This is a genomic window from Streptomyces sp. NPDC048290, from assembly GCF_040652095.1.
In the GTDB taxonomy this organism is placed as follows: domain Bacteria; phylum Actinomycetota; class Actinomycetes; order Streptomycetales; family Streptomycetaceae; genus Streptomyces.
Genome location: NZ_JBEZLM010000026.1, coordinates 1 through 13,517, shown reverse-complemented (window position 1 = coordinate 13,517; position 13,517 = coordinate 1). Strand labels below are relative to the sequence as shown.

General features: G+C 73.0%; 7 protein-coding genes. 4 read left to right on the top strand and 3 right to left on the bottom strand.

Annotated features, from left to right (window positions below; genetic code table 11):
• Positions 1-128: 128 nt before the first annotated feature.
• Positions 129-3,611: a BTAD domain-containing putative transcriptional regulator gene (locus tag AB0D49_RS33555; protein ID WP_362765091.1), complete on the top strand. Its 3,483-nt coding sequence runs from the start codon at positions 129-131 to the stop codon at positions 3,609-3,611.
• Here AB0D49_RS33555 and AB0D49_RS33550 read toward each other — a convergent pair.
• The gene (locus AB0D49_RS33550) at positions 3,598-5,754 is read right to left on the bottom strand and encodes a sigma-70 family RNA polymerase sigma factor (protein WP_362765088.1); all 2,157 of its coding nucleotides are present in this window, start codon (positions 5,752-5,754) and stop codon (positions 3,598-3,600) included. The two genes, AB0D49_RS33555 and AB0D49_RS33550, sit on opposite strands and share 14 nt — an antisense overlap.
• A 655-nt stretch (positions 5,755-6,409) precedes the next feature.
• The gene (locus tag AB0D49_RS33545; RefSeq protein ID WP_362765085.1) at positions 6,410-7,192 is read right to left on the bottom strand and encodes a helix-turn-helix domain-containing protein; all 783 of its coding nucleotides are present in this window, start codon (positions 7,190-7,192) and stop codon (positions 6,410-6,412) included.
• A gap of 401 nt (positions 7,193-7,593) precedes the next feature.
• Between AB0D49_RS33545 and AB0D49_RS33540 the strand changes: the two genes are divergently transcribed.
• Entirely contained in the window at positions 7,594-8,973 is a 1,380-nt protein-coding gene (locus AB0D49_RS33540) for an NAD(P)/FAD-dependent oxidoreductase (protein WP_362765082.1), read from the top strand.
• Positions 8,974-9,257: 284 nt separating this feature from the next.
• A complete protein-coding gene (locus AB0D49_RS33535; protein ID WP_362765080.1) occupies positions 9,258-11,030 on the top strand; it encodes a SpoIIE family protein phosphatase in 1,773 nt (590 codons plus the stop codon).
• 75 nt (positions 11,031-11,105) lie between these two features.
• Here the strand turns inward: AB0D49_RS33535 and AB0D49_RS33530 are convergent, their stop codons facing one another.
• The gene (locus tag AB0D49_RS33530; RefSeq protein WP_362765388.1) at positions 11,106-12,401 is read right to left on the bottom strand and encodes an MFS transporter; all 1,296 of its coding nucleotides are present in this window, start codon (positions 12,399-12,401) and stop codon (positions 11,106-11,108) included.
• Between the two features lie 139 nt (positions 12,402-12,540).
• Here AB0D49_RS33530 and AB0D49_RS33525 point away from each other — a divergent pair, with 139 nt between their 5' ends.
• The gene (locus AB0D49_RS33525) at positions 12,541-13,089 is read left to right on the top strand and encodes a MarR family transcriptional regulator (protein ID WP_362765077.1); all 549 of its coding nucleotides are present in this window, start codon (positions 12,541-12,543) and stop codon (positions 13,087-13,089) included.
• Positions 13,090-13,517: the final 428 nt, after the last annotated feature.

The window sequence follows — 13,517 nt, the reverse complement described above, 5'->3', positions numbered from 1 at the left end:
GCACCCGACAACACCCACCCGCACCCGACAACACCCACCCGCACCCGACAACACCCACCCGCACCCGACAACACCCACCCGCACCCGACAACACCCCCGACGCCCCCACCCCCGGCGACAATGATTCCGTGCGGTACAGAATTCTCGGCATCACCGAGGCCCAGGACCCCCAAGGCCACCCCCTCCCCCTGCCCGGCCCCCGCATCCGCACCCTTCTCACCGCCCTCGCCACCCACCCCGGCCACCCCCGCACGACCACGACCCTGATCGACGAGATCTGGCCCGACAACCCCCCACAAGACCCCCCGGCCGCCCTCCAGGCCCTCGTAGCCCGCCTCCGCCGAGCCATCGGCAAGGACACCGTAGAAAGCACCCCCGGCGGCTACCGCCTCACCGCCGACGAATCCGACGTCGACCTCTTCGTCTTCGCCGACCTCACAAGAAAAGGCACCGCCGCCCTCGCACAGGGCGACCCCGACACCGCCGCCCGCCACCTCACCACCGCCCTGGCCCTATGGCGCGGCCCCGCCCTCGCCGACCTCCCCGACCGCACCGCGGCGACCCGCCCCGAGGCCCTGCGGCTGGCGGCCACCCGCACCCGCATCGCCGCCGACCTGGCGAGAGGCCGCGCCGAACACGTCGTACCGGAGCTGTCCGAGCTGACCACCGCACACCCGTACGACGAGACCCTGCACGCCCACCTGGTGCGCGCCCTGCGCGACACCGGCCGCCCGGCCGACGCACTCGCCGCCTACGAACGGGCCCGCCGTGCCCTCGCCGACGGCCTCGGCACCGACCCCGGCCCAGAACTATGCACCCTGCACACCGAACTCCTCACCTCCCCCACCCCGGAACACCCCAGCCGGCCCCAGACCCCCACCCGCACCGGCAACATCCGCCCCCGCCTGAATTCCTTCGTCGGCCGGGAACTCGAACTCGACGCGCTTCGTTCCGAATTGCACAGGGCCAGACTGGTCACCCTCACCGGACCAGGAGGCTCGGGGAAGACCCGTCTCGCCGAGGAGGCCGCCGCAGCGGTCCCCGACGCATGGCTGGTCGAGCTGGCCCCGCTCGACCGACCGGAGGCGGTGCCCGGCGCGGTGGTCAGCGCGCTCGGTCTGCGCGAGACCGTGCTCCGCACCCACGACCTGGGCACCTCACAGGACGACCCCGTCGCCCTGCTCATCGAGCACTGCGCACCGCGCGGACAGCTCCTGATCCTTGACAACTGCGAACATGTCATCGGCGCGGCGGCCCAGCTCGCCGAGACCCTCCTCACCCACTGCCCGGGGCTCACGGTGCTCGCCACCAGCCGTGAACCCCTGGGCGTGCCCGGCGAGTCGGTCCGCCCGGTCGAGCCCCTCCACCCCGACCAGGCGCACCGGCTGTTCGCGGAGCGCGCGTCGGCGGCCCGCCTCGACGCCGACGCCCTGCTCCGCGACCAGGACACGGCGGTCACCGAGATCTGCCGCCGTCTGGACGGCCTCCCGCTGGCCATCGAGCTGGCCGCCGCCCGGCTGCGGATGCTCACCCCGCGCCAGATCGCCGACCGCCTCGACGACCGCTTCCGGCTCCTCACCGCGGGCAGTCGTACGGCCCTGCCCCGCCAGCAGACCCTGCGCGCGGTGGTCGACTGGTCCTGGGACCTGTTGGACGAGGACGAACGGGACACCCTCCGCGAGGTCTCCGTCTTCGCCGGCGGCTGGGACCTCCCGGCCGCGGAGGCCGTCTGCGCGACACCCCGCACCGCCGAACTGCTGGGCGCCCTCGTGGACAAGTCCCTGATCGTCGCCTCCCCGCACCCGCAGGAGAACGGGGAGGACGGGGAGGGCGACCAGGGCGGGAATCAGATCAGGAATCAGATCAGGAATCAGATCGGGAAGGACATCAGGAAGCAGATCGGGAAGGAGACGCGGCACAGGACCGGCGCCGACCGCCCCACCACCCCCGACGTCATGCGCTACCGCATGCTGGAGACCATCCACGAGTACGCGGCGGAGCGGGCCGCCGAGCACCCGGCCCACCGCGCCGCCACCGAGGCCCGCCACCTCACCTGGGCCCTCGCCCTCGCCCGGAAGGCCGACCCGATCCTCCGCTCGTCCGGTCAGCTCCCCTGGATCGCCCGCCTGGAGACGGAGCTGGACAACATCCGCGCCGCCCTGCGGTACGCGATCGACGGCGGCCGGGAGCCGGAGGCAGGCGGACTGGTGCTGGCCATGTCCTGGTTCTGGTGGCTGCGCAACCACCGCCAGGAAGGCGTGCGCTGGGTCGAACACGCCCTGCGCCTGGCGTCCCCAGCCCCTACCCCCACGGTCACTCCCACGGTCATCTCCACAGCCACCCCTCCGGACGCCTTCGACGTCATCGACGCCTACCTCGCCGTCGCCGACGAGGAGACCACCCATCCGCAGCACGCCCCGCGCATGGACCTGCGCATGACCCACCTCTTCTTCACCTCCGACCTCGAACCGACGAGGGGCCGGACAGATCCCCGGTATGTGCGGTACATCGACCGGCTCCGAGACCATTACGAGAAGGGCGGCCCGGCGTCCGCCCGGATGCCGGGACTGCTCTGGGCCCCGCTGACCGCCTTCCACCGCCGTGGCGCCGTCGACTCCCGGCAGGTCCTGGAGACCGCGGTCGCCAACTGCCGGAGCCACGGCGACGACTGGGAGCTGGCGGTCAGCCTGCTGTTCCGGACACATCTCGCGGTCGACTCCCCGGGCCCCGCCCGAGGTGTGGCCGAGGACCTCGCGGAGCTGCGCGCGCTCAGCCGCCGGGTCGGCGACCGCTGGCTGCGGGCCCAGGTGTGCGGTGCCGCCGGAGAGGCGGCGATCGCCGACGGCGACCTGGAAGAGGCCCGCCGAGTGATCGAGGAGGCGCTTCCGCTCGCCTACGAGGTGGGGGCCTACACCGAAGGCCCCCTGCTGCTGGTCCGCCTGGCCGAGATCACCTACCGTCGCGGCGACCGCGTCCAGGGCGCCGCTCTGCTGGACGAGGCGACCACCGCCGCCGACCGGCACGGGGTCCCGGACTCCCGTGCCCATATCGCCCTACTGCGCTCCTACATGGCTCTCCAGGACGGTGAGGTGCCCGCCGCCCGCGCCTGGAGCGACAAGGCCCGTGCCCAGGCCGCCGTCGGCACACCCCCGCCGCCCCTGACGGCGGCCCTGGACGGGACGGACGCGCTGATCACGGCCGAGGAATCCGGCCCGGCCCACGGTCTGGCGCCGCTGGCCGAGGCGTTGGCGACGGCCGTGGCGCAGGGCTGCCCGGAGCGGTCCCTGGTGGGCCTGGTGGACAGCGCGGCGGAGCTGCTCGCCCGGCTGGGCGACCTCCCGCGCGCGGCCCGGCTGTTCGGCGCGGCCGACCACCTGCTCGGGGGCCTGGTCCGGCTCCCGCCCGAGCGACAGCGGATCGAGCGGGGGATCGCCGACATCCGTACGGCACTGGGCCCGCCGGATCACGCCACGCACCGCGCCCGCGGCGCCCGCCTCACCCCCGACGGCATCCTCCGCGAACTCCACGAGGCGACCCGGGCCCACGGCCCCAAGGACCGTCCGCCCACCCCTCCGCCCGCCCCGGGGACCCCCACCCCTACCCGCAAATGAACCGCGACTGAGCCCAGTCCACCGGCAGGAGCCGGTCGAAGGGCGAGTGCGGTTCGACGACCAGCCGTACGGTGTCGTAGCCGGCGATGTTCACCCGTACGGGTACCGCCGGATCGCCCCCCTCGACCGGGCCCGACTTCCACAGGCGCACCCCGTCGGCGTACACCGAGAAGGAGACCCTGCCGAGGGAGAGGGTCATGTCGTCGACGCCGACGTAGGCGTCGTAGGCGGTGCACGCGCGGTTGAGGTCGATGGTGACCGAGGACGCGCCGTGGACCGTGACCCCGGGGGAGTAGGTCCGGCCGCCGATGGACAGCGTGCCGCGCTGCCACACCCAACTGCTCTCCGCGATCCGCATCTCGGGTTCGGTGCCGTCGCCGGTGACGTCGTACGACAGCTCGCTCCACTGGTAGACGGCCGGCGGCGGTGGCGGAGGAGGTGTCGGCGTCGGGGTGGGCGTGGGAGTCGGGGAGGGGGTCGGTGTCGGGGTAGGGCTGGGGCTCGGCGTCGGGGTCGGTGTCGGGGAGGGAGTTGGGGTCGGTGTCGGGGTAGGGGTCGGCGTCGGTGTGGGGGTCGGTGCCGGGGCCGCCGGAGGAGGGGGCGGCGGAGTCCTGGACGGCGTCGGGCTCGGCGCCGGAGGCTTCGGCAGGGCGGCCGGTGCCGAGGCGGGCGGCCGGGCCTGCGGCTTCGGGGGCGCGCTGTCGTCGCCGGCCAGCGCCAGCGCCACCGCCGCGGCGGCCACCGCCACCACACCGGCCGCGATCCCGGCCTTCACCGGTGTGCTCGCGCCCTCGGCCGCGGCGGCTCCGCTCCCGGTGGCCGTCCCGTTCGCCGCCGCGGCGGCACCGCCCACGCCCGCGGCGCCCACCCCGGCGCCCCCGGCGATGAGCCCGGCCGCCTTGGCGTACCCGGCGGCCCCGAACCAGCCGATGACGGCCAGCGGTACGACCGCCGGAATCCCGCCCGCGACCTCCTCGATCTGCGCCGCGGCCAGCCGGCACTTGGCGCACTCCTCCAGATGCTTGCGCAGTCCGCGCTCCGCGCGGGTCCGCAGCTTGCGCCGGGCATAGCTGCCGAGCTGGTCGGCGTAGCGGGCACAGGCCTCGTCGCCGACCAGGGTGGCGCTGACGTGCGCCTGGAGATACGCCTGCTTGAGCCCCTCGCGGGCCCGGCTGGCGAGCACCCGGGTGCCGTTGGCGTCCAGCCCGAAGAGGGTGGCGACCTCGCTCGGCGACTCGTCCTCGACCTCGGTGTGCCACAGCACGGCCTGCCAGCGCTCGGGCAGCGAGCGGAACGCCCGCATGGCCATGGACTGCTCGGCCTGATGCATCGCCCGTACATCCGCGCCGAGGTCGAGGGCGTCGTCGTCGGACACCTCAGAGGCGCGGGCGGCCTGCGCGGCGAACACCGCGAAGTCGTCGACCAGATGCTCCCGCCGGGCGGAGCTGGTCCAGGTCGCGGCGACCCGCCGGACACTGGTGAGCAGATAGGCGCGTACGGCGTACTCGGGCCCGGAGCCGCCGCGTACCGCCTGGAGCATCCGGGCGAACACCTCGGCGGTGAGATCGTCGGCGGTGTGCCCGTCCCGGCAGCAGGTACGGGCGTAGCGGCGCACGGCGTCGGCATGGCGCCGGTACAGCTCCTCGTACGCCGTGTCGTCGCCGGACCGCATCCGGCCGATCAGTTCACCGTCCTCGGCGGGCAGCTCGCGCGGCGGCGGGAGCACTCCGTCGTCCTCCGGCCAGTCGCGGTACCCGCGCTGCGGGGGGACGCTCCCCTCGTTCCCCTCGTCCCTCGCCTCTACGGACCCGGCGCGGCCTCCGTCGAACGGCTCCCCGCCCTGCGCCGGGACGGTCCCACCGCCCCGCTCCAGAAACGTCCCTGCGCCGGAATCACGGCCCTGTGCGGGAATGTCCACGGCCCCCGGGACCACCGGCTCACCGCCCTGTGCGGGAACCGCGGAGTCGGTCGGCCCCGCGCCGGGTTCCGCCCCGCCAGGCCGCCCCGACCCGGCGCCCGCCCCGGTGTCCGGACCCGCGCCGCTCCCGGACCGGCCGCCCTGGCTGGGGACCTGCGGAGTGGTTCCGCCGCCGGTGCCCGCGTCGCCGTCACCGAGTGACTCGTCGCGCCCGTCAACGCTCATCGCGGAAAGCCCCCGCCGCCTGCCCAACCAGTCCCGAACACCGGGTCAGAGTGCCACATCGACTTTTCGTCAGTAACCCGCGGTCGGGGCCATCCACTCGTCCGAGGGGACTTGCCAGGGGGCTCGTATGGGAGCCGACCTGTTCAGGGAAGTCTCAACAATCTTGAACGGCAGGGGAGTTGACGGACCCATCTCCCACCGCCGGACCTGCCGGAAACGCGGGCGGGGGCACGGACGTACGAACAGCCGCACCCCGCACCGGCCCACGGCCACCTCATCGAGGCACCCGATTTCCAGCCAAACACCAGGTGACGTGACATGACGTGACGTGCCGCGAGGCGAGGCAGCCCCGGTACGTCCGACAGACCCCGAACCTCGGCCGCCCGGAGGGACGGACCGCCCCGGCCCTCGTCAGGGCGCCGGTCGCCGACCACCCCGGACGGACCGTACGGTCCCGCACCCCGCACGGGACCGGCACCCGACCGGAACCGGTCGCCGGACCGGCACCACGCCCACCGGACCGGCACGACCCTCACTCCGCTCACCGGACCCGCACGACCCTCACTCCGCTCACCGGACCGGCACGACCCTCACCCGCGCCCGCGCTCTCCGCCCCCGGCGAGACGCCCCGCCCCCGGCGAGACGCCTGCCCCACTCACAGCGGCCGGGACCGCAGCCCCTCCAGCAGGATGTCCAGCAACCGCGCCGACGCCGCCGCCTGCTGCGCGGCATCCGGCAGGGCCGGTGCCGCCGTGGCGATGACCAGCAGGACGTCGGAGACGGAGACGTCCGGGCGCAGTTCGCCCGCCGCCCGAGCCCGTTCGACCAGCTGGCCCACGACATCGAGCAGCGCCGCGGCGCCCGCGTCGTCCTCGGCCGACACCGAAGTCTCCTCCGGCACCAGCCGCAGTTCACCGGAGCCCGGCTGCACCCGCTGGGCCGGGACCCGGGCCTCGTCCGGCCCGTCCTCCTCGGCGACCCCGACCCGCAGGACCTGCGGCGGCAGCAGCCGCCCGGCGCCCGAGGCGACGGAGGTGCGCAGGAAGCGGGAGAGCGCCGACCACGGCTCGTCCTCCTGTCCGAGCGCCGTACGGGCCTGGTCGGTGAGGCGGGAGGTCTCCTCCTCGGCTATCCGCCGGACCAGGACGTCCTTGCTCGGGAACCGCCGGTAGACCGTGCCGACCCCGACCCGGGCGCGCCGCGCCACGTCCTCCATGGGCGCGCCGTACCCCAGCTCGCCGAAGACCTCGCGTGCGGCCCGCAGCACATGCTCCAGATTGCGCTGTGCGTCCACCCGCAGCGGAGTGGAGCGCGGCTCGTCGCCGCGCCCGCCGCCCGCCGCGGACCCCAGTGCGGAGCCCATCGGCCCCGCCGTACCCACCGCACCCGTCGGCGTGATCGCCGACGCGGACGACCAATGAGAGTCCTGAACATGCATTTGAATTCCCCCGGTACACGACGTCTCCCCCCGGAGACGCTCCCCGCCATTGGATACCGGAGCGTGGCGGACGGCCCCCTACTTCGGCCCATGTGGCGAGATCCTGACGGACCCCGGACCTCCCGGACCCGTGAGCGCATCCCCTTACACCCCGTCGACACACGAACATAGTTGAGCGGGAGTCAATACAGAAGGGGCAGGTTCCGCACGGAGCGCCCCCCGATCGGGCTACGAGCCGCAAACGTCCCGGTTGCGCCCGCTTCCCTCCCCCCGTATATAGCCGCTGACCTGCGCACCTTTCTCCACACTCCGGCAATCCGGCCAACCTGGGGCAGGTCCGGCCTCCGGTCACACAAATTGCCGGGGCTGTGGACAAACGGCCGTGCCGGGTGCGTCATGGGGTGGTGAAGGAACGTGCGCGCATTCTCGTTGTCGGCGGCGGCTATGTCGGGATGTACACGGCCCTGCGCCTCCAGCGGCGGCTGAAACCGGAACTCAGGCGGGGCGAGGTCGAGATCACTCTGGTCACACCCGACCCGTACATGACCTATCAGCCCTTCCTTCCCGAGGCCGCGGCGGGCTCCATCTCGCCACGCCATGTCGTCGTACCGCTGCGCCGGGTGCTCTCCGGCTGCCGGATCGTCGTCGGCGAGGTCACCGCCGTCGACCACACCAAGCGCACCGCCACCCTCACCACCCTCGCCACCGACGAGGAGGGCACCGGCCCCCGCCTGCTGCCCTACGACGAGATCGTCCTCGCGCCCGGCTCGGTCTCCCGCACACTGCCCATCCCGGGCCTCGCCGAGCACGGCATCGGATTCAAGACCGTCGAAGAGGCCATCGGGCTGCGCAACCATGTCATCGAGCAGATGGACATCGCCTCCTCCACCCGCGACCCCGCGATCCGCGACGCCGCCCTGACCTTCGTCTTCGTCGGCGGCGGCTACGCGGGCGTCGAGGCGCTCGGCGAGCTGGAGGACATGGCCCGCTACACCGCGCGCTACTACCACAACGTCAAGCCCGAGGACATGCGGTGGATCCTGGTCGAGGCCAGCGACCGCATCCTGCCCGAGGTCGGCCCCGACATGGGCCGCTACACCGTCGCCGAACTGCGCCGCCGCAATGTCCAGGTGCTCCTGGAGACCCGTCTGGAGTCGTGCGCCGACCGGATCGCCGTCCTCAGCGACGGCCGCCGCTTCCCGACCCGTACGGTCGTGTGGACCGCCGGGGTCAAACCCCATCCGCTGCTCGCCGCCACCGACCTCCCGCTCACCGACCGGGGACGGCTGCGCTGCACCGCCGAACTCGCCGTCGAGGGCACCGGGCACGCCTGGGCCGCGGGCGACGCCGCCGCCGTCCCCGACATCACCGCCGAGGAACCCGGCGCCCTGTGCGCCCCCAACGCCCAGCACGCCGTACGCCAGGCCAGGGTCCTCGGCGACAACATCGTCCACACCCTGCGCGGCGAGCCCCTGGAGACCTACGCCCACAAGTACGCGGGTTCCGTCGCCTCGCTCGGACTGCACAAGGGCGTCGCCCAGATCTACGGCCGCCGCCTCAAGGGCTGGCCCGCCTGGTTCATGCACCGCACCTACCACCTCAGCCGGGTACCGACCTTCAACCGCAAGGCCCGGGTCCTCGCCGAATGGACCCTCTCCGGACTGTTCAAACGGGAGATCGTCTCCCTGGGTTCACTCGAACACCCCAGGGCGGAGTTCGAACTCGCGGCCGGGGCGAAGGGCTCCGACGACCCCTCGGACGACTCGAAGGGGTCGAACTGACCCGCCTCAGGAACTTCCCGCCACACCCCGGCGTCTGACGGATGTCGACCGGTCGGCCACACTGCCAGACTGGTCACCGGACCGGTCTCCCAGACCGGCTCCACCGGACCGCTCCGCCGGTCCTGGGCGGGCCGCCCCTCCCGCCCGACACCCACGAGGCTGTTTCCCCAGTGAGGCATCTCCCGGAGACCCGCACACCTCGCGCGGCCACCGCCGCGCGACCGCCGGGAGCCCCAGGGCCGGAACCGGAGCCGGCCGCCGACGACGACACGAGGCAAGGATTCGTGAACTTCACGCGCTGGAGCGCCCGGCTCCCCGGAACACAGCGCCGCGCCGCAGCGCGCGCCGAACACGCCGCTCCCCTGGACCGCGGCCCGGACGGCGGCCGTGACACCGGAGGCGACCGGGGCGACAGAAGCGCCAGAGGCGACAGAGGCGACGGCGACTCGAGGGACCCGGGAGACGGCAGAGACCCCCGGGACGGCGGCTCCGTCCCCGCGGCCCGCGCCGAGCACCTCACCGCCGACCGGCCCACCGCCACACCCGCCGTCGAGGACCTCCCGGTCCGTGACGTCCTCGACCGCGTCCCCGCCCTCGTCGCCCTGGTCCACGGCCCCGACCACCGCCTCGGCTACATCAACGACGCCTATACGAGCGCCTTCGGCACCCGCACCCTCGGCCACCCGGCCGGTGACGCCCTGCCCGAACTCCGTGACCTCGGCCTCCTCCCCCTGCTCGACCAGGTCCTGCGCAGCGGAAAGTCCCGCACGCTCAAGTCCCGCAAGGCCCCCGACGGCCGCTCCTACACGTTCTGCTGCACCCCCGTACGGCACGGCGGCGAGGCCGACGGCGACAGCGGCGGTGTTCTGGTCTTCGCCACCGACGTCACCGACCACGCCGAGGCCGCCGAGCGGCTGCGCGCCGCCGAACGCCGCCAGCGCGAGACCGCCGTCACCCTCCAGCGCTCCCTGCTCCCGCAGGAACTCGAACAGCCCGACGACCTCCGTATCGCCGCCACCTACCAGCCCGGCGGCACCGAAGCCGCCGTCGGCGGCGACTGGTACGACGTGATCACCCTCGGCGGTGGCCGCACCGCCCTCGTCATCGGCGATGTCATGGGCCGCGGCGTCCGCGCCGCCGCGGTCATGGGCCAGCTCCGCACGGCGGTCAGGGCGTACGCCCGGCTCGACCTGCCCCCGCACGAGGTGCTCCAGCTCCTGGACGGCCTGGCCACCGAGATCGACGCCAACCAGATCGCCACCTGCGTCTACGCCATCCACGACCCGAACGAGGGACGGCTGGTGTACGCCTCCGCCGGGCACCTCCCGATCCTCGTCCGCGACGAGTCGGGCGCGGTGCTGCGGACCGACGAGCCGACCGGCCCACCGCTCGGCACGGGCGGCTGGATGCACTCCTCCGGCACCATCCCGCTCGGCCCCGGCTCCACCGCCGTCCTCTACACCGACGGCCTGGTCGAACGCCGGGACGCCGACCTCGACGAAGGCATCGAAGCGCTGGAACGCGCCCTCGCCGGCGCCACCGGCACCCCGCAGGTCATCTGCGACCGGCTGCTCCGCTCGGCGGGCGTCACCGCCGACCACGACGACGACGTGGCCGTCCTCGTCCTCCAGCACCCCGCCCGCAACGGCCCCGACGGCGACCTCTTCCGCAACGCCGCACTCGAACTCCTCGGCGGTGTGGAGGCCGCCCCGCGCGCCCGCGCCTTCGCCTCCGGCGTCCTCACCAGCTGGCGCTTCCCGACCGAACTGCACGACGCCGGGGTCCTCGCGGCCAGCGAACTCGTCGCCAACTCCCTCCAGCACGGCACCCCGCCCATGCGGCTACGGCTCCGCCGCACCGACCGCCGCCTGATCGTGGAGGTCACGGACGGCGACGACCACCTCCCGCGCCGCCGCCGCGCCGAACCCGGCGACGAGTCCGGCCGGGGCATCGCCATCGTCGCCACGATCGCCACGAACTGGGGCAGCCGCAAGACACCGGGCGGCGGCAAGGCGGTCTGGTGCGAGTTCGCCCTCGCCCAGAACGGGACCGGGTAGGGGCCGCGGGACGCGGGCAGGCGGTGGTGCCGAACACGCACCACCCGCCCGCGCCAGCCGAGGACGGACCGGACGTCACGCCCCGGCCCGCACCCCGGCCTCCGGTCTCGCCTCCACCGCGGCCGTGGCCCCGCCCCGCAGCACCACCTGGCTGCGCGCCAGCCACGGCTGGTCCTGGACCTCCGTCAGCCGCCGCCCGAGCCGCAGCGCCAGCACACTGATCCCCAGCGAGAACAACAGGAACGTCACCACGTACGGCCCGTGCAGCGCCGCCCCCATGGGCCCGCCCACCGCCGGGCCCACCGCCAGCGCCAACTGCTTGACCAGCGCGAACGCCGAGTTGTACTGCCCGGCGAGCCCCTCCGGCGCCAGATCCGCCACCAGCGGGGCGACGGTCGGCGACAACATCGCCTCACCGAGCCCGAACAGCGCGTACGTGGAGATGAAGGCCGCGGTCGCCATCGCCTGGCTCCCGTTCCCCAGCCCCGCGTACGCCGCCGCGATCCAGGCCACCGCCCAGATCAGCCCGACGGCCGCGATCACCCGGGACCGCCGACGCCGCTCCACGAACTTCAGCACCACGAACTGGGCGACCACGATCACCGCCGTGTTCGCCGCGAGCGCCGTCCCGAGCGCCGAGGTGGAGATCCCGGCGGCCTCGACCCCGTACGCGGCGAGCCCGGACTCGAACTGTCCGTAGCAGGCGAAGAACAGCACGAAGCCCAGCACGCACAGCTGCACCATCGCCCGGTTCTGGAGCAACTGCCGCCAGCCGCCCTTGGCCGACCCGGCCGCGATGGCGACCGCCCGCGCGCCTTGCGGTATCCGCACCCCCGCCATCACCGCGACCAGCACCAGGAACATCGCCGCCTCGATCGAGAACAGCAGGGTGAACGACGACACGCGCGTCGCGTCCACCAGATGCCCGCCGATGAGCCCACCGACGCCCAGTCCCAGGTTCTGGAGGAAGAACTGGGTCGCGAACGCCCGTGACCGGGTCTCCGCCACCGACACGTCCACGATCATCGTGGCCAGCGCTGGCTGCATCACGGCCTGCCCCGCGCCCAGCGCCGCCGCCGACAGCAGCACCGCCGCCGCACTCCCGGCCAGCCCCAGACTCAGCGCCCCGACCGCCGCGGTGACCAGGGCGACGAGCAGCACCGGCAGCGGCCCCCGCCGGACGATGGCCCGCCCGGCGAACGGCAGCACGACGAGCGCGGCCACGGCGAAGACGGCGAGCACCATGCCCGCCGTGGTGGCACCGAGCCCCCGCACCGGCGCCACATAGACGTACAGGTAGGGGACGGTGAAGCCGAGCCCGAACGCGCTGAGTGCGTTGCCCACGTGGATCCGGCGCATCGCGGCGCCCATCGCCCTGGTCACGTTCACCCTCTCTCAACAGCAGGAAGCCTCAGAGATGAGAACTGAAGACTTCGAAGATAAATTTCAAAGCTAAAGACTACACTCCGAAGGACTTCAAAGCCAAGCCGTCCCGTGCCATACTTCGGTCATGGCCGACAGCCCCGGCGACCACGAGCCGACCCTCGACGAACAGATCGCCGCCTATCAGCGCGAGTTCCAGGACCTCGACCCCCAGGTCGAGAAGATCGTCTCGGCCCTGTCCCGGCTGAACCGCCGGATGAACGTGGCCTACGGCCGCCAGACCGCCGCCCTCGGCATCGGCAACACCGACTGGGAGGTCCTCAAGGCTCTCGTCCTGTCCGGCAGCCCCTACCGCCTCGGCCCGAGCGACCTGGCCAAGCGCCTCGGCCTCACCCCGGCCGCCATGACCCACCGGATCGACCGCATGGTCACCGAGGGCCTGGTCACCCGGGAGCGCGACGAGACCAACCGGGTCCGGGTCATCGTCGAGCTGACGCCCGAGGGCCGCGCGAAGTGGCTGGAGGCCATGCGCCGTGCCTCCGGTTTCGAGGAGGACCTCCTCCAGGACCTCACCCATGTCGAGCGCACGGTCCTCGGCGATGTCCTCACCCGCATCCTCCGCCGGGTGGAACACGACCAGCCGGACGCCGGCGGTCGTCTCAGCGACCTGGACTGACGGACCCCATAAAAGATCTTGACAGGCCATGCTTGACAGCCCCCTGCCCGATCCGTAATGTTCTCCGGGTTGCCGCGGAGCCGTAACGGTTCTGCGACAGCACCTCCCGCCGCGCGAGCGGCAACCAAACCATCAGCACGATCTCCCTACCGGGTCGATTTCGGCATGCCCGAATTCAATTCGATGGGACTCGGCACCCCGATTGGGAATCGCCGAGAGAATCCGCTAAGGTTTGAAACGTCGGAAGGGCCGAACGGCCGGGAAGACAAACCCCGCTGACTGGGGATCAGGTCGAGAAAAGGATCTGATAGAGTCGGAGACACGAAGGGAAGTGCCCGGAGGAAAGCCCGAGAGGGTGAGTACAAAGGAAGCGTCCGTTCCTTGAGAACTCAACAGCGTGCCAAAAATCAACGCCAGATATGTTGATA